General features: G+C 54.5%; 19 protein-coding genes and 1 pseudogene. 8 read left to right on the forward strand and 12 right to left on the reverse strand.

All coding sequences use genetic code 11. The features are described from left to right. Positions 1 to 181: 181 nt before the first annotated feature. Together GO984_RS03545 and GO984_RS03550 are read left to right on the forward strand one after the other, a co-directional pair. Positions 182 to 1,429, forward strand: coding sequence for an efflux RND transporter periplasmic adaptor subunit (locus GO984_RS03545; RefSeq protein ID WP_157021146.1), 1,248 nt, complete (start codon positions 182 to 184; stop codon positions 1,427 to 1,429). Further along, positions 1,426 to 5,217: an efflux RND transporter permease subunit gene (locus GO984_RS03550; RefSeq protein ID WP_157021147.1), complete on the forward strand. Its 3,792-nt coding sequence runs from the start codon at positions 1,426 to 1,428 to the stop codon at positions 5,215 to 5,217. Before GO984_RS03545 ends, GO984_RS03550 begins: the two co-directional genes overlap by 4 nt. A gap of 123 nt (positions 5,218 to 5,340) precedes the next feature. Here GO984_RS03550 and GO984_RS03555 read toward each other — a convergent pair whose 3' ends face one another. The 4 genes from GO984_RS03555 to GO984_RS23590 all read right to left on the reverse strand — a co-directional run bounded on the left by GO984_RS03555 (position 5,341) and on the right by GO984_RS23590 (position 11,767). Then, positions 5,341 to 6,909 (reverse strand): phospholipase D family protein, encoded by a 1,569-nt coding sequence (locus GO984_RS03555; protein WP_157021148.1) that lies wholly within the window; start codon positions 6,907 to 6,909, stop codon positions 5,341 to 5,343. 286 nt (positions 6,910 to 7,195) lie between these two features. Continuing rightward, on the reverse strand, positions 7,196 to 7,792 hold the full coding sequence (locus GO984_RS03560; protein WP_167740212.1) for a 3'-5' exonuclease family protein: 597 nt from the start codon (positions 7,790 to 7,792) through the stop codon (positions 7,196 to 7,198). 138 nt (positions 7,793 to 7,930) lie between these two features. Then, entirely contained in the window at positions 7,931 to 9,739 is a 1,809-nt protein-coding gene (locus GO984_RS03565) for an ABCB family ABC transporter ATP-binding protein/permease (protein ID WP_157021150.1), read from the reverse strand. A gap of 108 nt (positions 9,740 to 9,847) precedes the next feature. Next, on the reverse strand, positions 9,848 to 11,767 hold the full coding sequence (locus tag GO984_RS23590) for a LysM peptidoglycan-binding domain-containing protein (protein WP_245230975.1): 1,920 nt from the start codon (positions 11,765 to 11,767) through the stop codon (positions 9,848 to 9,850). A gap of 120 nt (positions 11,768 to 11,887) precedes the next feature. On the opposite strand from GO984_RS23590, the gene GO984_RS03575 reads away from it, so the two are divergent. Together GO984_RS03575 and GO984_RS03580 are read left to right on the forward strand one after the other, a co-directional pair. Next, positions 11,888 to 12,430, forward strand: a complete 543-nt coding sequence (locus GO984_RS03575) for an LOG family protein (RefSeq protein WP_157021151.1) — start codon at positions 11,888 to 11,890, stop codon at positions 12,428 to 12,430. A 205-nt stretch (positions 12,431 to 12,635) separates the two neighbouring features. Next, entirely contained in the window at positions 12,636 to 13,391 is a 756-nt protein-coding gene (locus GO984_RS03580; protein WP_157021152.1) for a substrate-binding periplasmic protein, read from the forward strand. A gap of 635 nt (positions 13,392 to 14,026) precedes the next feature. Here the strand turns inward: GO984_RS03580 and GO984_RS03585 are convergent. The 6 genes from GO984_RS03585 to GO984_RS03610 all read right to left on the reverse strand — a co-directional run bounded on the left by GO984_RS03585 (position 14,027) and on the right by GO984_RS03610 (position 20,769). Continuing rightward, positions 14,027 to 14,629, reverse strand: coding sequence for a superoxide dismutase (locus tag GO984_RS03585; protein ID WP_157021153.1), 603 nt, complete (start codon positions 14,627 to 14,629; stop codon positions 14,027 to 14,029). Between the two features lie 141 nt (positions 14,630 to 14,770). Further along, positions 14,771 to 15,193 (reverse strand): hypothetical protein, encoded by a 423-nt coding sequence (locus GO984_RS03590; protein WP_157021154.1) that lies wholly within the window; start codon positions 15,191 to 15,193, stop codon positions 14,771 to 14,773. Positions 15,194 to 15,315: 122 nt separating this feature from the next. Then, positions 15,316 to 15,882, reverse strand: coding sequence for a sarcosine oxidase subunit gamma (locus GO984_RS03595; protein ID WP_157021155.1), 567 nt, complete (start codon positions 15,880 to 15,882; stop codon positions 15,316 to 15,318). Further along, positions 15,875 to 18,892, reverse strand: a complete 3,018-nt coding sequence (locus GO984_RS03600; protein ID WP_157021156.1) for a sarcosine oxidase subunit alpha family protein — start codon at positions 18,890 to 18,892, stop codon at positions 15,875 to 15,877. The genes GO984_RS03595 and GO984_RS03600 overlap by 8 nt, the downstream gene beginning before the upstream one ends. A gap of 61 nt (positions 18,893 to 18,953) precedes the next feature. After that, a complete protein-coding gene (locus tag GO984_RS03605; RefSeq protein WP_157021157.1) occupies positions 18,954 to 19,283 on the reverse strand; it encodes a sarcosine oxidase subunit delta in 330 nt (109 codons plus the stop codon). Positions 19,284 to 19,524: 241 nt separating this feature from the next. Then, positions 19,525 to 20,769 (reverse strand): sarcosine oxidase subunit beta family protein, encoded by a 1,245-nt coding sequence (locus tag GO984_RS03610; protein WP_157021158.1) that lies wholly within the window; start codon positions 20,767 to 20,769, stop codon positions 19,525 to 19,527. A gap of 188 nt (positions 20,770 to 20,957) precedes the next feature. Here GO984_RS03610 and ccmI point away from each other — a divergent pair, with 188 nt between their 5' ends. The 3 genes from ccmI to GO984_RS03625 are packed head-to-tail and all read left to right on the forward strand — an operon-like array spanning position 20,958 to position 22,901. Further along, positions 20,958 to 22,196: a c-type cytochrome biogenesis protein CcmI gene (ccmI, locus tag GO984_RS03615; RefSeq protein ID WP_157021159.1), complete on the forward strand. Its 1,239-nt coding sequence runs from the start codon at positions 20,958 to 20,960 to the stop codon at positions 22,194 to 22,196. Next, on the forward strand, positions 22,193 to 22,666 hold the full coding sequence (gene ruvX / locus GO984_RS03620) for a Holliday junction resolvase RuvX (RefSeq protein WP_157021160.1): 474 nt from the start codon (positions 22,193 to 22,195) through the stop codon (positions 22,664 to 22,666). Before ccmI ends, ruvX begins: the two co-directional genes overlap by 4 nt. Positions 22,667 to 22,670: 4 nt before the next feature. Further along, on the forward strand, positions 22,671 to 22,901 hold the full coding sequence (locus GO984_RS03625) for a DUF1289 domain-containing protein (protein WP_138164207.1): 231 nt from the start codon (positions 22,671 to 22,673) through the stop codon (positions 22,899 to 22,901). Between the two features lie 385 nt (positions 22,902 to 23,286). On the opposite strand, the gene GO984_RS03630 is transcribed toward GO984_RS03625, so the two are convergent. Both GO984_RS03630 and dusA read right to left on the reverse strand, forming a co-directional pair. Next, complete coding sequence (locus GO984_RS03630; RefSeq protein ID WP_157021161.1) at positions 23,287 to 24,111, reverse strand: sulfite exporter TauE/SafE family protein; 825 nt, start codon at positions 24,109 to 24,111, stop codon at positions 23,287 to 23,289. Positions 24,112 to 24,196: 85 nt separating this feature from the next. Next, a complete protein-coding gene (gene dusA, locus GO984_RS03635; protein WP_157021162.1) occupies positions 24,197 to 25,186 on the reverse strand; it encodes a tRNA dihydrouridine(20/20a) synthase DusA in 990 nt (329 codons plus the stop codon). 162 nt (positions 25,187 to 25,348) lie between these two features. On the opposite strand from dusA, the pseudogene GO984_RS03640 reads away from it, so the two are divergent. After that, positions 25,349 to 25,849 (forward strand): annotated as a pseudogene (locus GO984_RS03640) (hypothetical protein); the annotation flags it as partial.

Consider the following 25,849-nt stretch of genomic DNA (forward strand, 5'->3'; position numbering starts at 1 on the left):
AAGTGGCGCAATCATCTAGCCATGAAGACAAAGTCGAAAAGAAAAGCAAGAAATGTGATCTAAACTACTTAGTTTAGAGTGGACAATGCTTATATGCGTCCTATGACTCTGCACCCAATGATCCGCAGGGATCTTATTTTCGAGCCCAATTGGGCCACCAATGACTTGAGAAGGACCCAAGATGCGCTTGATTCCATTACTGACGGCTATCGTGGTAGCAGCCAGCCTTTACATGCTGGTCATCGAACGCGACGCGTTAATGGCATTTGCCCTTGGCGAAAACCCCGAGACGCCCATCGCTTCAACTGAAGATGTGGTTGCTGATCCTGTAGAATCAAGCACTGAAGTTGCGGAAAACCGAATTGGCGTTGTTGTTTTGCGCAGCGAATCCCGCGCCCTCGATAGCGCGGTAATCCTGCGAGGCCAAACTCAGGCCGCCCGTCAGGTAGAGGTGCGTGCAGAAACTTCGGCTACCGTGATTTCCGAACCTCTTCGTAAGGGCGCTCAGGTTAAAACCGGCGACTTGCTTTGCCAACTGGCCCCAGGGACTCGTCAGGCCGCAATGCTTGAAGCGCAGGCCCGCCTTTCCGAAGCGCGTTCGCGTGTACCCGAGGCCGAAGCTCGCCTTGAAGAGGCCCGTGCACGTTTGAAAGAAGCGCAGATCAACAACAACGCCTCTCGCAAACTATCCGAAGGTGGTTACGTTTCTGATACCCGTCTGGCCGCGACCCAGGCCGCTGAACGCGCTGCAATTGCAGGCATCGCGTCGGCTGAAACTGGATTGCAAACGACCAGCGCTGGGATCGAATCCGCAGTTGCTGCAGTAGCTGCGGCACAAACAGAAATTGACCGGTTGAACATTACAGCGCCGTTTGATGGCTTACTGGAAAGCGACACTGCCGAGCTGGGCAGCCTGATGCAACCCGGCAGCCTTTGTGCAACGGTTATTCAACTCGACACCATAAAGGTTGTTGGTTTTGTGCCAGAAACCGAAGTGAACCGGATCCAGGTTGGCGCACTCGCCAGAGCTGAATTGGCCGCAGGCCAGTTGGTACAGGGAGAAGTGACCTTCCTGAGCCGCTCGGCAGACCCAAGTACGCGGACTTTTGAAGTTCAGGTCACTGTGTCAAATGCCAATCTGTCAATTCGTGACGGCCAAACCGCCGACATCGCCATCTCTGCTCCTGGTGACCGCGCCCATAAACTTCCGCAGTCCTCACTGACATTGAACAACGAAGGCCAATTGGGCGTTCGGGTGGTAAATCATAACCAAGTTGTTGTTTTCTACCCTGTGAAACTGTTGCGGGATGAGGCAGACGGGGTCTGGATTTCCGGCTTGCCCGAAGTTGCTGACGTCATTGTAGTAGGGCAGGATTTCGTCGTCGATGGCGTGCCCGTAACTCCGACCTATCGTGAGGCTTCGCAATGATCGGAGTCGTCAGCTGGGCCGCTGAACGGGCCCGAATGGTTATCGCCTTCATTCTAATTTCGCTTCTCGTTGGTGGCTTTGCCTATTCAAGCCTACCCAAAGAAGGTGAGCCGGATATTGAAATCCCGGCTTTGTTCATCTCAGTCCCCTTCCCCGGGATTTCGGCCGTGGACGCTGAAAGCCTGCTGGTCAAAGTTATGGAAACCGAACTGGCCGACCTTGATGGGTTGGACAAGATGAGCTCTACCGCTGCTGAAGGCTATGCCGGGGTCGCGCTAGAGTTTGATTTCGGTTGGGATAAAACGGCTGTGATGGCCGATGTCCGGGACGCTATGAATTCGGCCGAGGCTAATTTCCCTGATGGTGCCGACGCCTACACCATCAACGAAATCAACTTTTCTGAATTTCCGATTGTCATTGTCAACTTAACCGGTGATGTGCCCGAGCGCGAAATGGCGCGCATTGCCAAGGAATTGCAGGACGATTTTGAATCGATCGACTCAGTCCTCGAAGCCGGGATTGCAGGTAACCGAGATGAAATGGTCGAAGTCCTAATCGACCCTCTTCGTCTTGAAGCGTATAATGTCACCGCATTAGAGCTGATTAGTGTTGTTCAAAACAACAACCAGCTGATTGCTGCAGGTGAAGTTGAAACCAACCAGGGTACGTTCTCGGTCACCATTCCGTCGTCGTTTGACGACGTGAGCGACATCTACACATTGCCGATTAAAATCAATGGCGACCGCGTAGTTACACTGGGTGAGCTGGCCGAGATCAACTTTACCTTTGAAGACCGCAAAGGAACGGCCCGCTTTGACGGCGACAACACCGTTGCGCTGCAGGTTGTCAAACGCAAAGGCTATAATCTGATCGACACAGTCGACCAGGTGAAGGCAACCTTGGCAGCCGCGCAGGAAAAATGGCCCGAAGAGTTGCAGGCCGCTGTGACTGTCGGCACATCAAACGACCAGAGCCGCGTTGTTGGGTCCATGGTCCGCCAGCTGGAAGGCTCGGTTTTGACTGCTGTTGCGCTGGTGATGATTGTGATCCTCGCCTCGCTGGGTAGCCGCGCGGCGTTTCTGGTTGGTTTTGCTATTCCAACTTCGTTCCTGCTATGTTTTGCCTTCCTGGCCCTGATGGGGATCACCATTTCTAACATGGTGATGTTTGGTCTGATCCTGGCCGTAGGGATGCTGGTGGATGGTGCGATCGTCGTGGTAGAATACGCCGACAAGCGTATCAAACAAGGCATCGGCCCAATGCACGCCTATGTTGAGGCCGCGCAGCGCATGTTCTGGCCTGTTGTCTCGTCGACTGCCACAACGCTTTGTGCCTTCCTGCCCATGTTGTTCTGGCCCGGCGTCCCGGGTGAGTTCATGAGTATGCTGCCCATCACCTTGATCTTTGTTCTGTCTGCCTCGCTCTTGGTGGCGTTGATTTACCTGCCAGTTGTAGGTGGTGTTTCTGGCCGGATGAGCCGTGTTTTCGAACACCTGTCTGATGGGCTGCGTGCTGTACTACCTTGGTGGATCCGCATCCCATTGGTGCCTCTGCCGATGTACGGCATGTTTGTTGGTGCCATGCAGATGTTGAACCCGGGTTACATCATGGCTGATGGCAGCGCCGGCGTTGGTCCACTTTTGGTCGGGGCAGTATTGCTGATCCTGTCAGCCTTTGCAGCCTCGGTTGTTCTGGGGGCTGCTGGTTTTCAGCGCCGTGAAAAAACCGTCGAACCCGGGTATCACCACACCGCCTTTGGTCACTTCATCAAGTTCATTGTCGGCAATCCAGTGATGCCTATCGTAACCGTTGGTGCCGTTGGTTTTGCAATTTTGACGGTGTTCACAGCCTTTGGTGAAAACAACAACGGCGTAGAATTCTTTGTGGATACTGAACCAGAACAGGCCACTGTCTATGTCCGCGCCCGTGGCAATACCTCGCTGGTCGAGAACGACGCACTGGTGCAGCAGGTTGAAGACGTTATTTCAGCCCACCCAGCTGTAATCAACGTCTTTGCCTTCGCTGGTGAAGGTGGTCTGGACACTGGCGGCCCCGGTGGCGGCCAGTCACCAGCTGATACCGTTGGTCAGGTCCAGTTCGAGATCATTGCGTGGGAAGATCGCCCAACCCAGACTGAGACCTGGTTCTTTGGCCTGCTGAACCGTCGCGTTACTGCCACCGATTTTGACGGCAAAACCGTGATCGCCGAACTGGAGGCCGAGCTGGCGAAGTTACCCGGTTTCATTGCGGAAATGGCCGTGCTGGAACAAGGCCCCGGCTCAGGCAAGCCAATACACCTGCGTCTCAAGGGGGACGGCTGGGACGAATTGACCACCGCAGCACTGGCAGCGCGGGCACACTTTGAACAAACGCCAGGCCTAATCCTGATCGAAGACAGCCTGCCCCTGCCCGGCATCGACTGGGAAATCAACGTCGACGTAGAAGAGGCCGGCCGCTATGGTGCGGATGTGGCTACTGTTGGCGCGATGGTTCAGTTGGTAACCCGTGGTATCTTGCTGGACACCATGCGGGTCGACAGTTCAGATGAAGAAATCGAAATCCGTGTTCGTCTGCCGGAACAGGACCGGGTTCTGTCAACACTGGATAACCTGAAGCTGCGCACAGCTGATGGGCTGGTTCCCCTGTCTAACTTCATCTCGCGCCATCCTGTTCCCAAGCTGGCTGAGATCAGCCGCGTTGGGCAACAACGGTATTTCGATGTCAAAGCTGACGTCGCTCCGGGGCTGAGCAAGATGATCGGTACTGATCCAGAGACTGGGGAAGACGTTCGGCTCGGCCTGTTCAAAGCCTTGGCTGAAGGACAAACCAGTTCAGGTGAAGTTTTTGAGGGTCCCGGTGGCACGCGTCTGGAGCTGGTACAACTGACCGGCGCAACTTCGAACGAAGAACTGCATAAGGCTCTTGAAGATGGTGCACGGTTTGCTCCGGTCAATGCAACAGAACGGATTGAAGTGCTGACGGAGTGGTTGGACACCAACCCTCTGCCCGCTTTGGTCACACCGGAATGGACCGGCGATCAAGAAGAGCAGGCCGAATCCGGTGCCTTCCTTATGAACGCCTTTGCCGGTGCACTGGGACTGATGTTCGTGATCCTGTTGGCGCAGTTCAACTCGTTCTACAACTCGATCCTAGTATTGCTGGCCGTGGTTCTGTCCACCACTGGTGTTCTGATCGGCATGATGGTGATGGGGCAGTCCTTCTCGATCATTATGACCGGGACAGGTATTGTGGCGTTGGCCGGGATTGTGGTGAACAACAACATCGTTCTGATCGACACCTATCAGGAATTCAGCCAGCGCATGCCAAGGATCGAGGCGATCATTCGCACCGCCGAGGCGCGGATCCGTCCGGTACTGCTGACAACGATCACCACTATGGCAGGTCTGGCCCCGATGATGTTTGGTCTCAGCCTTGATTTCATCGACGGCGGGTATTCCATAAACAGTCCAACGTCGCTGTGGTGGAAGCAACTTGCGACCGCTGTGGTATTTGGTCTTGGCATCGCAACCGTTCTGACTCTGGTTGTGACACCATCACTGTTGGCTATCCGGATCTGGCTGGGGACCTACATGTCCTGGATGGGACGACTGTTGGCCCGGATCACAGGTGGACGGTCCAGCCGCATTGCACAGGATATGCGACTAGCGCGCAAAGCCCGCAAAATGCCAACCACCGAGATCTTGTGGGATGATCCAACCACAAAAACAGCTCGCCCTGCTATCAAGGCTGCAGAGGCGGACACCCCGTCCCTAAGTGCAGCAGAGTAGCTAAGGCTTAAATCCGGCTGAGTTCAAAATGGGGAGGGCGTCTAGCGCCCTCCCCATTTCTATTCAGGCGACAGGTATAGTTTGGTTTCTAAATTCATCGTCTCTACCTGCCCTGCTAGTGGATCACAGCAACCAGGTCACGGGTAGCCAACCAATCAGTTGTACTAGAAATCTGGAGAACGCGGTCGACCCCGGCTCAATCTGGAACTGACGCTGGTCTCCGGATGCCAATGTCTCCAGCCACTCGGTGCCTCCATCCGCCCGACGACGCACCTGGTAAGCGCGGACTTTCATTTCTCCAGAATACCCGGGAAATATCGTTCCGGCTAAGTCAGAGTCCCGTATCAAAAAACCCATTTCGGTATTCAAATGGGCCGAACGCGGATCAAAATTGAAGGAGCCTACAAACAGGTCTTCTTGGTCGACAACAAAAGCCTTGGCATGCAGGCTGACCTGCGTCGAACCGATCAACCCAAACTGATCCCGCAGATCTACGTTCTCATCGTCTTCTTGGGTTGCCTTGAGTTCGAACACCTGGACCCCAGCGTCCAACAGGTCGTCTCTGTACTTCAGGTATCCACCATGCACTGGCAACACATCTGTAGCCTCTTGTGCATTGGTCAGAACCCGAACCTTTACCCCCTGCTCCGCCCAGCCGGACAACATCGCAGTTAGCCGCTGACCCGGTACAAAATAAGCGGACACCAGATCAACACTTTGCTGAGGTGTGCCCAAGATCTGTCCTAGGCGGTTGATCATCAACTGTTCGTGGGCGACGCGGCCCTGCCCTTTGGCTGGATCGTCGCTAACCATATGCAGATCAGCCCATTCAAATCCCGAAGCGCCATCCCGAAGATGCTCCATCAGATCAGAGGACAGTACCGATGTGGCAAATTGGCGGGCGCCTAAGGTGTCTTCTATCGCAGTAACAGAGGCCTCAAGCAGGCCGCCCTCTGAGTCCCCAGCTGCAGGCAAGATCAGACCAACCGGCACGGCTGACGGGCTTGCCCAGTAGAGATCAAAGTCCTGCGATGTCTCAACCGCCGCTGGACCCAGCGCAACGACATCAAGATCGAAGTAGTTCACCCCCGCATTATGAGCAAAGTAGATATCGCCAACGTTGCGGCCACCAACAACGGTAGCCACCCCGTCCACGGTGAAGGATTTATTGTGCATCCGACGGTTGATGCGTGCAAAATCGAACAGGTAAGTCAGCATGCGTGGGTTACGCAGGATAAACGGATTGAACAGACGAACTTCGACATTAGGATGCAGATCCAGTTCGGCCAGCTCACCGTCTAGGTTGGGTGTCCCATTGTCGTCCAGAAGCATCCGCACCCGTACACCACGATCTGCTGCACGCCGCATGGCATCGAGCAGCATCAGCCCAGTGGCGTCGTTGTTCCAGATGTAATAACGCGCATCGATACTGTGCTGCGCCGCTTCGGCCAACAGCATCCGTGCGGCGAATGCATCTTGGCCTTGACGTAAGGGTGCAACACCAGACTTGCCTGTGTGTTGTAAGGCCAGGGGCAGCACTTCTCCCCCCAAAAACGTCTCCATTGACGGTGTCAGTGCAGTACTATGGGTTCGAGCAAGCGACGTTGGCACCCGAAAGGTCCATTGGAAACCCAGACTGACAATAAAAAAGCCAAGAATGAACAACAGCAAGAAACGAAAGAAACGAAGCATGAATGTTACCCGTATTGTCTGTTTTCAACGTCAACCTATCGCCGTAACCATGTGACATCAACGACGCTTTCACTCATAGGATGAGCTACGGTTTCAAAGACTTAATGTCTTCCCCGGATGCGTGTGGTTCCATTGAACAAACCAGTCACGCCTGCCTCAGTCCAAGATCCTATGCCTGGATGAGTTGCCACCATTTTCCTTGTTAGCTGTGTTTCCCAGAGGATAAATACGTCTACTTCTGCAACAAACTAATCTGACAAAACGTCAAAACCGAACCAAACGATCCTTACTCAAAATCGGAAACTGACAACCTCTTTTCTGACATCAGATGTTGGACAACATAGGCAATTGAAAGAGCATCATCCAAGGCGTCATGTCCTCTCAATGGGGGATGCTCAATTCCAAAATAGCTCACCAAACCACTGCTGGGTGTTCGCTTAATGTCTTCATAAGGCATCCCTGCCGCAAGCAGCAACTGGCAGGCATTGTCAAATCGGTTTGCAGGCAATGAAGGCTCAATCCCAGCGATGTAGCAACTGGTTGCCATCATGTTCAGCTCATCCTTACCCCAGGACCAAAGCTTAGACGCACCAGCAAAGTCAAATATCTGCTTATTGGCCTCACTTAGCGAGACGCCTTCAGCATCAACCACATCTTGCGTGATACCTGTTAGCTTGGTAAAAAATGGATCCAATTCATACGGCACACCGTTTCGATCAAAAGGCTGAATGAATATTTTCAGCGTATCAACAATCTGAAACTCGTCAGTCAGGGCAAGTTTTACGGCTCCGATTTGAACGATGACGGGGTCTGGATCATATGGACCACACCAAAACCGTCTGCGTGCGTCTTCTGTCACCAAAAACTCGCAATCAAAAAATATTCAAGAAAAACTTGGGCGCACCCACTTTGTAACGCCCCAGCCCTTGCATGCAGCAACTACCCCCTCATTCTCTCCAAATCACATTGGAAGAGGTTAACGAAGGCCTGGTCGAGTTTTCAGCCCCCCATACACCTTAGCTTATGCGGCCTCACCATCGGCCTGCTGCCGGTTCCAAAGATGAGCATAGCGCCCGTCACGCGCAATCAGGTCGTCGTGGGTACCCAATTCACAAATTTCGCCCTGTTCTAGCACTACAATCTGATCCGCCTCAGCGATCGTAGACAGACGGTGCGCGATGGTGATCACCGTGCGTCCCTGCCCAGCTCGCACCAGTGCCTCTTTGATCTCTTGTTCGGTGTCACTGTCCAATGCAGATGTGGCTTCGTCCAACAGCAGGATCGGAGGGTTCTTGAGCAACGTACGCGCAATGCCTACCCGCTGTTTCTCCCCCCCAGAGAGCTTCAACCCGCGTTCGCCTACAGTTGTTTCATAGCCTTCTGGCAGCGAGAGAATGAAGTCGTGGATCTGAGCGTCCCGAGCAGCCTGTTCAATCTGCTCCTGACTGGCATTTTCGCGCCCGTAGCCGATGTTGTAACCGATGGTATCATTGAACAGCACGGTGTCTTGCGGCACTACGCCAATGGCGTCATGCAGACTGGACTGGCTAACGTCACGCACGTCTTGACCATCAATCAATAGCGCACCACCGGTAACGTCATAAAACCGGAACAATAGCCGACCGATCGTTGATTTCCCCGAACCCGTCGATCCAACGATAGCAACTGTTTGCCCGGCCTCAGCTTGTAGCGACACGCCCTTGAGGATTTCTCGCTCAGGGTCATAGCCAAACCGCACGTCTTTCAATGTGATGCACCCGCCATTGACCGCCAGCTTTGCCGCCCCCTTGCGGTCTGAAACATCTGCGGGTTGTTCCAGCAGGTCAAACATTTCACCCATATCCACCAGGCTCTGACGAATTTCACGATAAACTGTACCAAGGAAATTCAGAGGCACTGTAATTTGGATCATATAGGCGTTGACCATAACAAAATCACCAACCGTCAAGGTCCCTGCCTGAACGCCTATAGCCGCCAGCACCATCACGCCAACCAGACCTGCGGTAATCAGAACACTCTGACCAAAATTCAGAAACGCCAGCGAGTAGGCCGTTTTTAGGGCTGCGGCAGCATAGGCCCGCATAGCGCCATCATAGCGTTTTGCCTCGCGAGCTTCTGCGCCAAAATACTTGACCGTTTCATAGTTCAGAAGGCTGTCGATTGCCTTTTGGTTGGCATCTGTGTCTTGCTTGTTCATTTCGCGGCGCAGCTTCACCCGCCACTCGGTGACCGCAAATGTAAACCAGAAATACAGCCCAATCGTCCCCGCAACGATCAAGAGGTAACGCACATCAAACAGCACTGCCAGGATAATGGCCACCATGGTCAGTTCCAGGATCAGTGGCCCAACCGAAAAAAGCAAAAACCGAAGCAAGAACTCGACGCCTTTGACGCCTCGTTCGATAATTCGGCTCAAGCCACCCGTCTTGCGGGTGATATGATAACGCATCGACAGTCGGTGAATGTGGGTGAAGGTTTCCAAAGCCAACCGGCGCAGGGCACGCTGACCTACCGGTGCAAAAATGGCATCTCTCAGCTGCTGAAAGCCAATCGTCAGGATCCGAGCCATGCCATAGGCTACGGTCAGCCCAATTGCACCAAGCGCAAGGTCGGGCACACCTTCAGCGGCCAAACTGTCAACTGCGCCTTTATACAGAACAGGGGTATAGACCGCGATCACTTTGGCAAATACCAGCACGGCCAGCGCCAGCACCACCCTGTACTTCACCCAGACTTGCCCCTCAGGCCAGAGATATGGCCACACACGGCGTAAAGTGCGTAGGCCAGAACGGCGTTCGTCGCGGGCGGTTATATTGTCTGGCTGGGTCATGGTGTTTCCTTGCTAGCCCTCAGAGATAGGTGTTAGGCGAAGGATTGACCAGATGGGCAACATGAAAAACGCGCCCGGAAGGGCGCGTTTCACAATCTTATTCAGGACTTATTCCGGGATGGAGAAAATCTGCCCCGGATAAATGAGGTCGGGATTGCGTATCGCTTTCTTGTTGGCCTCAAACACCCGAACATACAGCAGCCCATCACCATATCGTTCGCGCGAGATTGCCCAAAGCGTATCACCTTCTTGTACTGTTACTGCACGCACCAATGGCGCGGCTTGCACCGGGTTACCTTCTGGCACTGCTGGCGGCCGTAAAACCTCGGGCGACTCCCGTTTGAACGGCGTTTCCAGACGGCTCAACACCTTGCCTGCAAGATCCAGTTCGTCCAAGCGCAGAGTGTAAATCCCCGGCGCGACATCGCCCAACTGAACTTTCCAGTGGCCATCCTCAGCCGCCCGAATATCCGCTACCGGGCTGTTGTCCAAATAAACCCGAACCAATGACTCTGGGCCTGCCCGTCCAGCCAGCTGAACAGCACCTTCATCGCTGTAACTGATCGTATCCAGTGCCACTTTACCCAGCAGTTCTGGTTCTGCAGGGATGGCGGGCTGTATCAATTCAACACCGCTGGAATCGGTTTTAAGCACCGCAATGGCAATTGGAGAGGGCTGTGGCTGTGGTGCGATTTCGGTTGTCGGTTTTGCGACAACCTGTGGAGCAGCCTCACGAACCTCTGCAACTTGCACATGGCTTGTCTCGTCATCAGGCTTCGGTGTGCTCTCGGCCGAGGATGGCTCTTCAGTTGCATTGCTTGCAACATGTGTGTCCTCAGAAACGGTGTGTTCCTGTGTATCTGTCGACGCAACTTCGGTGCTTGAAACATCGTCGTCGGTGCTATCTGAAACATCTGGCGTTTCTTCTGCGACCGTCACATCACTCTGCTCAGCAACTACGTTCACAGTTTCAGTACCAGCTTTTTTCGGTTGCAACTCAGCTGCTGCCAATTCCGAAGGCGCCAAAACAGGTTGCGGCGGCTGTTCAGCCTGCGGCTCAACCGCAGCAACTGCCACGCTAGGCGCCAGAATAAAGCTGGCATCCGACATGATAACCTGACCATCAAAAGCCGCTTGCAGTGAAACGACACGGGCCTGTGCACTTGGTTCAATAGAGGTAAACGAGACGAACTCCCCCCCTTTTTGAACCTGAAACTGATCCAAGACATTATCATCCAACAAAACAGAAACCTGCACACCTGCCTGCGCCCGGCCGGCGATGACCCCTGCACCGTCTGCGTCAAAGCGAACCAAATCCAGCTCAGGCGCAATTAGAACAAAAGCTGGCTCCTCTACAGCTTCGGGAACTGCTGTCTCTGGTTCTTGTTGGGACACAGCCTCGGCCTGTTCTGTTTGCTCAACAGGAGTTTCCTGCGGGTTGGTGGCCTCCGCAGTATCAGAGACCTCTGTCTCATCTGCAGGAGGAATAGCAGTCTCAGTTTTGGGTTCAGTCTCAGATTCAACAGGTTGCTGAGAAACGCCCTCAGTGGCATCTGCAGTGCTGACCTCACCAACCTCAGCAGGAGTATCGGACACGCTGCTCTCATCTGCCACTTCGGCTGAGGGTGTACCAGGTTGTGGTGAAACAGTCTCGGCAAGGTCAGGCTCTACATCGTCGCTCATTCCAGCAACGGCATCATCCGATACCTCGGGTGTTTGGTCTTCCACAGTTTCGACAGGCTGACTTTTTGTTTCAGCAACACTTGGCTCGGCCTCGACCTGTGTTTCAACACCCGCTTGCGCATTTGAATTGGCGGGCTCAGTCGCAACAATAGGGCTCGAGCTGACATCCGTGTCCGGAACCGTAACGACGGCTTCTTCCACAGTTTCGACTTGGTCTACTGCAGGAGGGTCATTTTTGAACACCCCCATTTGCATGAGCACCACTCCGCCAATCACCACCGCAACAGTTGCGATGCCGCCAATTGCCAGGGCGCCCAGCCCTCCGCTTCCGGCTGTTGCCGCCATAGTCTTCCTTCCCATCTGCGGGACATCCCCACCCGCTGAGTTGAGCCAATCTATCAATCTCGTTATCAGGGGTCAAAGCACGTCTTCGTCCCAGAAGATTCAACAGTGAAAGGTCGGCCCATGCCTGTAAAATCCGTCTGTGTGTATTGCGGATCCCGTTTCGGAGCAATGCCCGCCTATACCGAAGCTGCAAAAGCCTTGGGAATAGGGCTTGCAGAGCACAATCTACGTCTTGTTTACGGCGCGGGTGATGTTGGGCTGATGGGCGCAGTCGCGCGTGCAGCCCAAGCCGCAGGGGGGACGACCTTTGGCGTTATCCCCGAACATCTCGAACGGCGTGAGGTCGGAAAGTCCGATCTGACAACATATGTAGTCACCGAAACCATGCATGAGCGCAAAAAGGTGATGCTGTATAATGCAGACGCAGTTGTGGTTCTTCCTGGAGGCCCAGGTTCGTTGGACGAGTTGTTCGAAGTTTTAACCTGGCGTCAGCTGGGGCTGCACAACAAACCGATCGTGATCCTAAACACCGACGGATATTGGGAAAAACTGCGCGCTTTGTTAGAGCACGTGGTTGAACAAGAGTTTGCAGACACTAGCCTGAACCAATTTTTGACATGGGTAGAAACTCCGGCACAGGTCTTGGAGGTACTGCGCTCATAGCGTCTCAATACCTACGGCCTCCGTTTTCACTTTATGGCGTCTAGGACCAACAAAGAAGCCCTGACACCAAATGTGAAGACCTGCGGCACTGTTTTGTCCCTCTACCCCCGTCAGATTGCTTGATCGAGGGCAAGAATGCTCGTACCTTGAAAGTCGGTACTCGTTGGTAGGTCGCTCATTCACGGCCTTATGATGGAGAAAGAGAATGCGCCCAAATCTCTCTCTGACCGCACTACTGTCGGCAATGCTGCTTTCCACCAGCCCTGCGTTTGCCGAACTTGTCAGGTATGCCACAATTGATTACGCGCCTTATGCGATTCACGATGATCCCCAGGGACGTCTGGGCCTGTTTGTTGACATAAACACGGCCATCGCCGACCGAGCAGAGCTTAACTATTCCGATACCCTCCTTCCGATCTCCCGAGTCATAAAGAACTTGGAGCATGATGTTTCCGACTGCGGTGTCTTTCTTCTGACATCTATTAGCAAGGAGGCCTATATTCCGGTCGCAAAAATTCTGGACCGGTTTGACACAATTATTATCAGCCGCCCCGGTCTGAAAATTACCCAAGAGGCCGACCTGAGCAACCAACGTCTGGCGATACCAAGAGGCAGCTTTGAAGGCTCTACGATTGCAACCGATCCAAATATCGATCGCGTTCTTACAAATAGCGCCGAGCAAAGTGTACACCTGCTGAAGGCAGGTCGCGTGGACGCTATTGCCGGCACATCGCTCAATATTCTGTACCAGCTTTCCCTGGAAGGCATGAGCCGAAATGAGATTGGAGACATTTTTACCTATGAGCGCCAAGAGGTTTGGCTGCAATGCTCTAAAAATCAGCTATCCGAAGAGACAATTACAAAACTTCGGCAAGCGACGGATGCTTTAAGACTGGAAGGTGTCTTTGACACATTTGTCAGGCGCTATATTTCTGAAGCATTTAGTTCGCCCAAAACGTGATGGGGTCGATGACAGCTGATCTGCAATGCCATTGAAACTGATGACCGTTGAACCATTGACGTCGCTTTGCCAGTGTCTCGATTTGTTTGATAAAAGTCAGCTCCCAGTTCTAATGAGCTCGCCCTGTCATAGACTTTTTCTCTACGTTGAATGTTGCAAAAGTTCGTAAGGGCCGATTTTTAAATCATCACTGTATGAAGCGGTCGACCACTATGTGAACTACAACAACGTCCCTCACCACATCTTCAATGGCAAGTCGACTGGCCCGCAAGATTGATGGCCGACCAGACCTCATTTTAGAGTACCTTATGATAAACCGCCTTTGTGTACTCGGTCTCTGTTTAATCGGCTTTTCCAATGGGCTGCATCCTCAACCTCTCAACGCAGATGGCGCGCATGGATGGGAGTGGCAGTTATGCCGCGTAGGACCTGATACTTGATGCAGAGCACGGCGTTCCCTGCACAAAGTGCAGAAATTACTGCCGCCGCGCCCAACAAATGCCGGGTTTACTCGTGATTTTCAAAGATCGGGATCTCACCAGACGTCGGGGTGATTGCAATCCTTTCTAAGGCCCAGATACAGAAAACCCGCCGACAATCGCCGACGGGTTTAAAATCAAACTGCTATCCAGAGCTTAGCCCAGACGGGAAGCAACGTTTTCCCAGTCAACCAGGTTGTCGAGGAAGTTCGACAGGTAAGCAGGACGCTTGTTGCGGAAGTCGATGTAGTAGGAGTGCTCCCATACATCGCAGCCCAGCAGTGCGGTCTGGCCAAAGCACAGAGGGTTCACGCCGTTCTCAGTCTTGGTCACAGCCAGCGAACCGTCCGCGTTCTTGACCAACCAGGCCCAGCCGGAGCCGAACTGACCAGCGCCAGCAGCCGAGAACTGCGACTTGAATTCGTCAACCGAACCGAAGTTTTCGACCAGAGCTTTTTCCAAATCACCTGGCATAACGTCGCCGTTGGGGCCCATCATTTTCCAGAATTCGTTGTGGTTCCACAATTGGCTGATGTTGTTGAAGATACCATTCTGGGCAACCGAGGACGCATCATAGGTGCCAACAATGATCTCTTCCAGCGACTTGCCAGCCCATTCTGTGCCTTCGATCAACTTGTTGCCGTTGGTCACATAGGCGTTGTGGTGCAGATCATGGTGATATTCCATGGTTTCTGCGGACATGCCTTTGGCAGCCAGCGCGTCGTGTGCATAGGGAAGATCGGGAAGTTCAAAAGCCATCTGAGACACCTGTCAAATTAAGTTGCGTTTCCTAGCTGATACATGCGGTGCGGGCATTGCTAGGTCAAGAGCGAAGACCACTGTTCTTCGCCGCATGTTTCCCCTTCACTCCACACCCTATGTGCACAGTTCAACATATGATCAGAAAAGCGTCTTACCCTTCATTATCTGGCAGCGTCCATCTCCGCGAGGATTATTGGAAGCATTTACCATGGGAAATTTTGCTCTGAGGTTGAAGGTCAAAGAAGACGGATCAATGGTTGCTGTATAGTTCACCCGTATGTCACCAGCGCCGTCGGAAGGTAGATTTAGCTTCCAATTCAAACGATACTTTCCGCTCTTTAGCGATTTGATATCAGCTGCAATTGGTCGACCTTTAGCATGCTCCACCAATCCATCATACACACGGGCATTCCCTTTTTCCGCTTCTACAGAAAATAATACCCTCTCTGGAATCCACCCCTTGTTCTCCCATCCCTTCAGCGCGCAATCATAAGAAACCACGTCAGACAGAACCGGAGTGGCAGCGATAACAAAGGCAGCTGCGAGGCTAAGACAATTCATCTTTTATCTCTATTTCCTAGGCGTTAAATCGCGAACATAGCAAGCACAACCAGAAGCACAACGGAAAACACCGCCCTCTAACTGAAGGCGGTGTTGAGCTGCAATAAATCAAAACTTTCAGACTAGTAGACGCCAACCTCAGACTGCGATTGCGCTGCGGTGCTCAATAGGGTGAACACATAACCGGCGACAGAACGGAAGCAGACGATGTGGAATGTTTCGTCGTGGTCCAGCCAAAACGCCGCCGCGACTTGCGCCATGCGGGTCCGGCGGAATTGACCAGGAACAAAGGCGTCCACGGACATGTCCACAGGGCAAAGCTTGGCCAGCACTTCGCGTGCGCCCTCCCCCGACACCCGGAACACTGCACGGGCGTCTGAGACATTTTCTGCCAGAGCATGCTCACCTTTCAGGCCTGCATTGATTTCGGCCAGCTTGGCTTCGACCTCTTCGTAGCGAACCAGCACCAATAGCTCATCCGGCGACATCCAGCATAACCCGCCGTCTTCGCGCAGCTCAACTTTACCGGAGACTGGCATAGCCGCCCCAGTGGCCGATTTGACCGCGTCTTTCAGCTTGGCAGAAGACAGATCCCCCCGCAGGGTTATCATGCCAGCCAAGCCACCTTCTGCGACAGAGGCCATACCGCTGAACGCAGCTCCGTTCAGCGCGCTTACAGGATCAGACATTCTGCTTCTCCCCTTCTTTGTCATAAAAGACCTGATCGACAATCTTGGCCTTATAGGTTTTGTCATCCGTCCCAGGGAACTCGATCACTTCACCCATGCGTTTCTGCCCGTTGTGGACCAGCCCCATGGCAATGCCCTTGTTCAGGGTTGGCGAGTGATAGGTCGAGGTCACACGACCAAACACATTGCGCTGACCATTGGCATTGAGCCCCTCGCCCACGGCGTAGGCCCCATCCGGGATGACCGATCCATCAACGGTTTCCAGTCCAACCAGCTGCCAGCGATCCGGATCTGCCATATGCGACCGCAGGTGCGCACGTTTGCCCAGATAGTCTTCTTTCTTCTTGGACAGGGCCCAGTGCAGCCCCAGATCTTGTGGGATCACGGTGCCGTCGGTTTCATCACCAATCATGATAAAGCCCTTCTCGGCCCGCATGATGTGCAGGCATTCGGTGCCATAAGGCATCACGCCGAACTCTTTGCCTGCCTCCAGCAGCGCCTTCCAGAACGCCATTCCCTGACTTGCAGGCACTGCGATCTCATAAGACAACTCACCCGAGAACGAGATCCGGTAAGCGCGGCAGTCAAACTCACCGATTTTACCATCCCGCCATTCCATAAACGGCAGCGCTTCTTTGCTAACATCCATGCCGCTAAGTTTTTCCAGAACCTTGCGGGCATTGGGGCCAACTACAGCGACCTGGGCCAGTTGCTCGGTCACATTGGCGACATAGACTTTCCAGTCCCACCATTCGGTCTGCAGCCATTCTTCCATGTGGCCATGGATCCGCTCGGCGCCGCCGGTGGTGGTGTGACACAGCCAGGTGTCGTCATCGATACGGGCAACCACACCGTCGTCGATCAAAAAGCCGTTTTCAGAACACATCAGCCCATAGCGACATTTGCCAACCTTCAAGTTGGACATCATGTTGGTGTACATCATGTCCAGGAACTTACCTGCATCCGGTCCTTTGACCACCAGTTTGCCGAGGGTCGAAGCATCGAGCAGGCCGAGGTTTTCGCGGGTGTTCTTGACCTCGCGTGCTACAGCGTCCTCGACACTTTCATTTGAACGCACAAAAGCATAGGCGCGGCGCCACTGGCCGACCGGTTCCCAATCGGCACCATTGGCATCATGCCAGTCGTGCATCGGGGTTTTGCGGATCGGCTGGAAGATTTCGCCACGGGCCTCGCCACCGATCGCACCCATGGAAATCGGTGTGTATGGCGGGCGGAAGGTGGTGGTGCCGACCTGTGGGATTTCAGATCCCAACGTGTCAGCAAGCACGGCTAAGCCATTGATGTTGGACAGTTTACCCTGATCTGTTGCCATACCCAGCGTGGTGTACCGCTTGGTGTGTTCTACGCTTTCATAACCTTCGCGGGCGGCCAGCTGAACGTCAGACACCTTGACGTCATTCTGGTAATCCAGCCAGGTTTTCATCCGCAGCTTAATGTCAGCCTTGGCAGGCATAAGCCAAACCGGGGCCATTGGTTGCTCGGCTTGCACAGAACCAACCGGAGCTTTGACAGCCTTCTTGGCAAAACCGGCCGCCTTGGCTGCGGCTGCGCCAGCGGTGGTCGCATCTGTCAGCGTGTTTTCAAGATCCAGCGCGCCGTTGGCAGAGCCAGCAGCAACCACGAACCCTGCCCCATCATCCCCCAAAGGCGGGCGTGATGCATCCGGGCGGAAGTGGGCCTGTGCGTTGTCCCAGATCAGTTTGCCGCCGCAGTGCGACCACAAGTGTACAACCGGCGACCAGCCGCCGGACATGGCTACGGCGTCGGCTGCGACGTCTTCCTGCGCACCACCTTCACCATCCTGCGCGCAGATCGCCACTTTGGCGACGCGCTTACCGCCTGTAACCTTGGCAATGGCACGACCGGGATCGACGCGGATACCCAGCTGGCGCACTTCTTCCATCAGCGCGCCGCCACCGGATGCGCGGGCATCCAGAACGCGGACCACCTCGACACCTGCTTTATGCAGGGTGATCGCAGTACGATAGGCATCGTCGTTGTTGGTGGCGATCACCACGCGCTTGCCCGGGGTTACACCCCAGTTCACAACGTAGTCACGCAAGGCGCCGGCCAGCATCACACCTGGAACATCGTTACCCGCGAACGACAGTGGGCGTTCGATCGCGCCGGTTGCGGTGACAATCTGTTTGGCTCGGATCCGCCACAGGCGGTGGCGTGGGCCAGCATCACCCGGGGTGTGATCGGTTAGGCGTTCATATCCCAGCACATAGCCGTGGTCATAGACGCCCGAACCCATGCAGCGGGTGCGCAGGGTGACGTTGTCCATGCCTTCAAGCTCGGCCAGGGTCTTTTCAATCCAAGCCTCAGGTGTGTCACCGTCGATAGTGCCACCGTCAACCGGGGCCCGTCCGCCCCATGTGTTGGTCTGCTCCATCAGCAGAACCTTGGCGCCCGTTACGGCTGCCGCCTTGGCTGCCTGAAGACCGGCGATACCGCCGCCAACAACAACCACATCGGCAAAGAAGTAGAAGTGTTCGTAGGTGTCGGCGTCTTTTAGTTCTTTGTCTGGAGCCTTACCCAAACCAGCCGACTGACGGATGATGGGTTCATAAACATGTTTCCAGAACGCCTTGGGATACATGAACATTTTGTAATAGAAGCCAGCTGGCAGGAACCGCGACAGGTGCGCGTTGATCGCGCCCACGTCGAATTCCAGGCTGGGCCAGTGATTCTGCGACTGTGCCGACAGGCCGGCGAACAACTCGGTTGTGGTGACCCTTTGGTTGGGCTCAAACCGTTCACCATTGCCCAGTCCCACCAATGAGTTGGGTTCTTCGGCACCGGAGGCCACCAATCCGCGCGGGCGGTGGTATTTGAACGAGCGGCCCAGCATCATCTGGTCATTGGCCAGCAGCGCCGAGGCCAATGTGTCGCCTTCATAACCGCTCATGCGGTTGCCGTTAAAGGTGAACTCAATCGGTTTGGAGCGGTCGATCAACCGGCCCTGATTGGCAAGACGGGTGCTCATGTTACGGACCTTTCACGCAGATCTGCGGCGGGAATTTGAGTATTTTCAGCAAAAAGAAGGCTCATTTGAACTCTCTCCAGCTCCAGTCGGGGCGCTTGGCGCTGATGGCGTCGCGAATGTCCTGTGGCGGCTCATATGTCTGCGCCGAATAGGTGCCGAATACCTCGAGCGTCATGGTGCAGCGGGCAGCGTGGAACCACTTGCCGCAGCCGTTGACGTGCCGCCAGCGTTCAAAATGCACGCCCTTGGGGTTTTCGCGCATGAACAGGTAGTCGTGGAACTCATCGTCGCTTGATCCGGGACCAAAGCGTTTCAGATGCGCCTCGCCACCAGCGTGCAGTTCGGTTTCTTCGGCTTTGACACCGCAATAGGGGCATTCAAGGATCAGCATTGAATTACTCCAATGGAAAACTTACATTCAGAGCCATGGAACCAGGCCCGTTGATAACTTTGATAATTGCTCTCTCCACTGTGGGCGGAGGAATATGGCTTGTCATCCGCGAGCGCATAGCCAAACGCAAGGCTCCACCAACGACCCATCAACCCCATGGAATGTCTAAGGGCCAGGACCGTTCTGCTATCGCACGAAGCGCGGCAGAAGGAATTAGTCAGAACACGTTTCATAGCTAACATCAGTGCGCCACCCCTGCAGCGACGCTTTCGTCGATGAACTGGCCTTCTTTGAAGCGGTCGATGGTAAAGGCTTCGGTCAGCGAGGAATGGCCCGTGGCCATCAGCTCGGCCATACCCCAGCCGGAACCGGGGATGGATTTAAAGCCGCCGGTGCCCCAGCCGCAGTTGACAAAGACGTTGCCCACCGGGGTTTTGGAGATGATCGGTGAGCGGTCGCCGGTGACGTCCACAATGCCGCCCCACTGGCGCAGCATTTTTAGGCGCGAAACCATCGGGAAGGTCTCATTCAGGGCGCGTACAGTTTCTTCGATATGGTGGAAGGATCCGCGCTGGGTGTAGTTGTTGAACCCGTCGGTGCCGCCGCCGATGACCATTTCGCCCTTGTCAGATTGCGACATGTAGCCGTGTACGGTGTTGGCCATGACAACCACATCCATGCAGGGTTTGATCGGCTCGGACACCAGTGCCTGCAGCGCGACGCTTTCCATTGGCAGGCGGAAGCCAGCCATTTCAGACAGGACCGAGGCGTTGCCAGCAACCAGCATACCCAGTTTGTCGCAATCAATCGGCCCCTTAGAGGTATCAACACCCGCGACGCGACCATTTTCGACCCGCACGCCGGTGACTTCGCATTGCTGAATGATGTCCATACCCATGCCGGAACAGGCACGCGCATAGCCCCAGGCCACGGCGTCGTGACGGGCGGTGCCGCCGCGTTCCTGCCACAGCGCACCCAACACTGGGTAGCGTGGACCATCCAGGTTGATGATCGGCACGATTTCTTTGACCCGCTGCGGCGAAACAAACTCGGTTTCAACGCCCTGCAATGCATTGGCGTGGGCGGTGCGCTGATAGCCGCGGATTTCGTGCTGGGTTTGCGCCAACATCAAGACACCACGCGGGCTGAACATGACGTTATAGTTCAGGTCTTGGCTCATATCTTCGTACAGGCTGCGCGCCTTTTCGTAGATCGCGGCTGAGGGATCCTGCAGATAATTGGAGCGGATGATGGTGGTGTTACGGCCGGTGTTGCCGCCGCCCAACCAGCCCTTTTCGATCACTGCGACATTGGTGATGCCAAAATTTTTGCCCAGATAATAAGCAGTGGCCAGACCGTGCCCGCCAGCGCCGACAATAATAACATCATAATGGCGTTTCGGTTCGGGCGAACGCCAGGCGCGCTCCCATCCGGAGTGATAGCGCAGAGCCTCCCGCGCGACAGCAAATACCGAGTAGCGTTTCATGGCGAATCCATTTGGTTCGAGATAAATACGGGTATGCCCCAGCCCCCCTTACAAACCGCGCCGTTAATCGTCGCAATTACGCAGGATTGCGACATCACTGTGACGTGACACCACGCCCCAGACAAGCAGTTTGCTCTTTTTCCCGCCGCGTCGGCGCGATAGATGCATAGGCAAAATACGGAGAGATCATGACCTTCTGGATTGTCACCTCATTCATGGCGCTGGCCATTGTCCTGCTGCTGTCACTCACGCTGTTGCGCACCCGCAAGCTTGGAGAGCCTGCAGCTGCCTCAGATCTTAAGGTTTATCGTCAACAGCTTCGCGATGTGGAAAAAGACCTGACGAAAGGGGTTATCAATCAGGGCGATGCTGAACGCATTCGCACTGAAATTTCGCGCCGGATCTTAGCTGCGGATGCGCAAATGCAGCAGAGCGCTGCCAGGCAAGAACAACCACGCAATTGGACGCTGGTAGCTGCCATCGTGACGGGTGTGGTGCTCATTGGTGGATCGCTCGGGCTATATTCTCAACTCGGTGCAGTCGGCTATGGAGATTTGCCACTGCAATACCGTATCACACAGGCACAGGATCGATCGACAAACCGCCCCTCACAAAGCGAGGCGGAAGCCGAGATTCCAGCATCACCGCCGGTGGACGTAGAAGAAGGTTATTTGGAACTGGTTGAACAACTGCGCCAGACCGCATCCGAGCGAACCGATGACGCGCAGGGGCAGATGTTGTTGACACAGCACGAAGCCAACCTTGGCAATTTTGTCGCGGCTTACCAGGCCAAGCAAAACTACATTCGTATCATGTCCGGTGATGTAGAAGCCCGCGATTATGCCGAATCTGCTGAGTTGATGATTATGGCTGCAGGTGGGTATATCTCCCCTGAAGCAGAAACTGAATTGCGGAATGCCCTGTCCATGGACCGCGGCCATGGTCCTGCACGCTACTATTGGGGCGTGATGTTGGGACAAATTGGCCGTCCTGACATGGCTTATCAAATCTGGGCGGAAACTCTGCAGGCTGGACCAGCCGACGCCCCTTGGATTCAAGGAATCCAAGACCAAATCGCAATGATGGCCTATCGTGCGGGCGTCGAGTACACGCCAATCACCCCAAATTCCGAAAGTGGTGCGCCGCTGGCAGGGCCGACTGGCGAAGACGTCGCCGATGCTCAGCAAATGAGCAAAGAAGAGCGTCAAGAAATGATCCGCGGTATGGTCACACGCCTGTCCGAGCGGCTGGCGAGTGAAGGTGGAAACCCGCAAGAATGGGCCCGTCTGATTGGAGCGCTTGGCGTATTGGGCGAAGCTGACCGCGCCAAAGCCATTTATGCCGAAGCTCTGCAAACATTTGCCAGTGATGAGGCCGCACTGACATTGATCACTGGCGCGGCCCAGCAGGCCGGAATCGAGCAATGATCCACGACGATCTTGAACAGTTTGCAACCGCCCTGCCCGGTTTCACTGCGCTCATCGGTCTGGATCTGGGTGACAAGACCGTTGGCGTTGCGGTCTCAGATCCGATGGGAACAGTGGCAACACCACTAGAGACCGTACGGCGCAAAAAGTTCACCGTTGACGCTGCCCGGTTACTGGAGATCATCGAAGGTCGAAATATTGGCGGGATTGTGCTGGGTTTGCCACGCAACATGGACGGCTCCGAAGGACCACGCTGCCAAAAGACCCGTGCGTTCGCCCGCAACCTCAGCCGCTTAACCGAACTTCCAATTGCGTTCTGGGACGAACGACTGAGCACTGTAGCGGCAGAAAGGGTGCTTTTGGAGGCGGATACATCTCGAAAACGTCGCGCTGAGGTGATTGATCATGTGGCGGCCTCGTATATCCTGCAAGGGGCGTTGGATCGTCTGGCGCATTTGAAGAACGGATAATGTCATGAGTGATGAGGTCTGGAAGCGCGACGAGGTCGAGTCTCCCTGTACGCAAATCTGCGTTGTGAACCCCGTCACACGCTTGTGCACCGGCTGTGCCCGCTCAATTGATGAAATCACACGCTGGTCGCAGATGCCCCCAAGCGAGCGCAGCACCATTCTGGCAGAGTTGCCAAATCGTAGCGCCACCCCCAAAACACGCCGTGGCGGGCGCGCAGCCCGACTAAAGACCTGAACTAGTTCCCCAACCAATCGAACATGCATCTGCCTTAAAAGCTTCGGCATCCAGGAGATGTGACGCAACGCTCTGAGCCATCCGCTGCCAGGCCTTGTCGGCCAATCTTGCCACCTTTTCTGCCAATGGCGCGTGATCTTTGACCAGTTTAAAATGTGCCTACAACGCGAACAGCCCCTCGATCTCTGGAATTGTTGTGCGTTCGTAATCGTTGTCGCTGACCTGGTCTGACAGTTCGAACTCCAGCTGAGGACCATGATCAAGTTTTTCACTGAGATCGCCAAAAACCTCATTAAAACAGGTTTATATGTAACGCACCTAGGCAACCCGTAGAGATGCCAAGTCAGTAACTCATCTTATGGTGAAACAAGAGTCTTAGCGCTGTCTAGTAGCCTAAGGCTTTGCGTAGCATATTGAGTGCCACAGCGACTAAAAACACCGCGAATACGCGCTTTAGCGGCTTGGGGTCCATGGCGTGGGCCAGTTTCACTCCCCATGGTGCGGTCACCAGTGTCATTGCGATAACCACACCAAAGGCCACCAGATTAACCGCCCCAATTGTCAGAGGCGGGCGTGTCGCAGGATCAATCGGCAGCAACAGAAAACCAATTACCGATGGCACGGCAATGATCACGCCAAACCCTGCTGCCGTTGCGACGGCCCGGTGAATTGGTGTGTTGTACAGACTCATCAACGGCACGCCAAAGCTGCCGCCGCCGATCCCCATTAGCACCGACAAGAATCCAACCATCGGTGACAGAATGAAACGACGAGCTCCCTTGGGCATCGCGTCACCCAACCGCCAGTCACTACGGCCAAGCCCAAGATACAGCCCAATGATAAGCGCCAGTACCCCAAACAAGCCCTGCAAGGTTGTTGATCGCAAAACGGACGCGGCAAGCACCCCTGCAATTGCACCAACAACTATACCAGGTCCCCAGCCGCGCAGGATCTGCCAGTCTACCGCACCTTTTTTATGATGGCTTAGCACGGATCTCAGCGAGGTCACGATGATGGTTGCCAAGGATGTTGCCAGACACAGTTGCATCAGCTGATCGCCACCGTAGCCCAGCGTCTGAAAAGCGTAGAAAAAGGCCGGAACCAGGACAATACCGCCACCAACCCCCAGCAAGCCGGCTAATACTCCGGCCACTGCGCCGATCACCGCCAACAATACCAACATTTGGGCAATGAGCGCTGCGTCGGGCATCAAGTCTCTCCTATGGCATTTGGTCTGGCAGACAAAACTGCGCCTTGCGGCAAGAGTCCAGTTGCAAAAAGTGTTTTATAGAAACTCACGCCAGAACCGAGGCAAGGGCCTGTTCGACCAGTTCGGGGCCTGCGCTATCGCGGTGGGCACCTTCAGACAGGGTTCGACGCCACTGACGCGCACCTGGACGACCAGCAAACAGCCCCAGCATATGTCGGGTCACCTGATGCAAACGTCCGCCTCCATTCAAGTGTGCCTCAATATAGGGCAACATTTGACGCGCAACGTAGAAAGGATCGCTGGCTTCGCCTTGTCCGAAAATTTCGGGATCTGCGGTGCTCAGAACATCGCCCGGTTGATGATAGGCGGAGCGACCGATCATGACCCCGTCAAGGCCACGGTCCAATTGTGCTTTGGCCTCGTCCAAAGACGAAATCCCGCCGTTTATCGAAATATGCAGATCCGGGAATGCTGCCTTCATCTGATGAACCAACTCATAGTCCAGAGGCGGAACATCCCGGTTTTCCTTTGGGCTTAACCCCTGCAGCCAGGCCTTGCGGGCATGGATTGTCACCCGGCGGCAGCCAGCTGCCTGAATTTTGTCCAGAAAATCAGGCAATATCTCTCGTGGTTCTTGCTCATCCACACCAATGCGGCACTTCACGGTCACTTCGACATCTGCAGCGTCACGCATCGCTGCGACACAATCCGCAACCAATTTAGGGCTTTGCATCAACACCGCACCAAAGGCCCCTGATTGCACCCTGTCTGAAGGGCAACCACAATTCAGATTGATCTCGCCATAGCCCGCATCAGCCCCCAATTTGGTAGCCTGGGCCAGTTCAACCGGATCCGACCCACCAAGCTGCAACGCCACCGGATGTTCCTGAGGACTGTGGGCAAGCAGATGCAGAGCCCCCCCCCGAACCAGCGCCGGTGCGGTCACCATTTCGGTGTATAACAAACTCTCTTGACTCAGCAGTCGGTGCATAAAACGACAATGCCGGTCCGTCCAGTCCATCATCGGTGCCACGGATAGGCGTGCGGCCTTTGTTATTAAGGACTTATCTGTCATTTAGGCACTCTCCGCTGACCGAAACAATGGTTTGTTTGGAGCTTATTTTGCTGGGTTTTACGACGTTTTGTGTTTTTGGCATACTTTTTGGCATACCCACTTGGAGCTAGGCATACCGGAACCCTATATCCGTAGTATGCCAATAACAAAGCACGGGAAATAATGGGCACAATCGTAGAGCGCAAGAGCAAATCCGGAACCAAACATCGGGCACAGGTTATCAAGAAGAAGGGAGGTGAAGTCGTCTTCTCCAAGTCAGCTACTTTTTCAAGGAAAACCGCTGCCAACGCATGGATCAAGAAAGTCGAAAAAGACTTTGACGCTGGAAAACTAACCAATCGCCAAATCCAAACCACTGTAAGTGAACTGATCGACAAAGTTATCGACACGCAGCGAAAACAGATGGGGAAAACTAAGTCGCAAGTTCTGAAGACTATCAAGCTCTTTGACGTCGCGGACTTTGAAGTAGCGTCACTTCGGCCAGCAGATCTTGTTGAATTTGCCAATCAAGTTGCCGAAGGAGAACACGGACCCGCTGGGCGTTCGCCATCCACCACTGCCAACTACATGAGTCATTTGTCCGGATGTGGACCTGTCGCGCTTTCGTGCCGCCCCAAGTGCTCGTTTGAGCCACCATCCGTTCGAAGGCGACTGGGCTTTTCC

This window comes from Parasedimentitalea huanghaiensis (assembly GCF_009753675.1).
GTDB lineage: Bacteria > Pseudomonadota > Alphaproteobacteria > Rhodobacterales > Rhodobacteraceae > Parasedimentitalea > Parasedimentitalea huanghaiensis.

What these genes read in the sequence shown, in the direction of transcription:
- GO984_RS03545 (WP_157021146.1), top strand. Translation starts at nt 182, where the DNA reads ATGCGCTTGATTCCATTACTGACGGCTATCGTGGTAGCAGCCAGCCTT.
- GO984_RS03550 (WP_157021147.1), top strand. Translation starts at nt 1,426, where the DNA reads ATGATCGGAGTCGTCAGCTGGGCCGCTGAACGGGCCCGAATGGTTATC.
- GO984_RS03555 (WP_157021148.1), bottom strand. Translation starts at nt 6,909, where the DNA reads ATGCTTCGTTTCTTTCGTTTCTTGCTGTTGTTCATTCTTGGCTTTTTT.
- GO984_RS03565 (WP_157021150.1), bottom strand. Translation starts at nt 9,739, where the DNA reads ATGACCCAGCCAGACAATATAACCGCCCGCGACGAACGCCGTTCTGGC.
- GO984_RS23590 (WP_245230975.1), bottom strand. Translation starts at nt 11,767, where the DNA reads ATGGCGGCAACAGCCGGAAGCGGAGGGCTGGGCGCCCTGGCAATTGGC.
- GO984_RS03575 (WP_157021151.1), top strand. Translation starts at nt 11,888, where the DNA reads ATGCCTGTAAAATCCGTCTGTGTGTATTGCGGATCCCGTTTCGGAGCA.
- GO984_RS03580 (WP_157021152.1), top strand. Translation starts at nt 12,636, where the DNA reads ATGCGCCCAAATCTCTCTCTGACCGCACTACTGTCGGCAATGCTGCTT.
- GO984_RS03585 (WP_157021153.1), bottom strand. Translation starts at nt 14,629, where the DNA reads ATGGCTTTTGAACTTCCCGATCTTCCCTATGCACACGACGCGCTGGCT.
- GO984_RS03590 (WP_157021154.1), bottom strand. Translation starts at nt 15,193, where the DNA reads ATGAATTGTCTTAGCCTCGCAGCTGCCTTTGTTATCGCTGCCACTCCG.
- GO984_RS03595 (WP_157021155.1), bottom strand. Translation starts at nt 15,882, where the DNA reads ATGTCTGATCCTGTAAGCGCGCTGAACGGAGCTGCGTTCAGCGGTATG.
- GO984_RS03600 (WP_157021156.1), bottom strand. Translation starts at nt 18,892, where the DNA reads ATGAGCACCCGTCTTGCCAATCAGGGCCGGTTGATCGACCGCTCCAAA.
- GO984_RS03605 (WP_157021157.1), bottom strand. Translation starts at nt 19,283, where the DNA reads ATGCTGATCCTTGAATGCCCCTATTGCGGTGTCAAAGCCGAAGAAACC.
- GO984_RS03610 (WP_157021158.1), bottom strand. Translation starts at nt 20,769, where the DNA reads ATGAAACGCTACTCGGTATTTGCTGTCGCGCGGGAGGCTCTGCGCTAT.
- ccmI (WP_157021159.1), top strand. Translation starts at nt 20,958, where the DNA reads ATGACCTTCTGGATTGTCACCTCATTCATGGCGCTGGCCATTGTCCTG.
- ruvX (WP_157021160.1), top strand. Translation starts at nt 22,193, where the DNA reads ATGATCCACGACGATCTTGAACAGTTTGCAACCGCCCTGCCCGGTTTC.
- GO984_RS03625 (WP_138164207.1), top strand. Translation starts at nt 22,671, where the DNA reads ATGAGTGATGAGGTCTGGAAGCGCGACGAGGTCGAGTCTCCCTGTACG.
- GO984_RS03630 (WP_157021161.1), bottom strand. Translation starts at nt 24,111, where the DNA reads ATGCCCGACGCAGCGCTCATTGCCCAAATGTTGGTATTGTTGGCGGTG.
- dusA (WP_157021162.1), bottom strand. Translation starts at nt 25,186, where the DNA reads ATGACAGATAAGTCCTTAATAACAAAGGCCGCACGCCTATCCGTGGCA.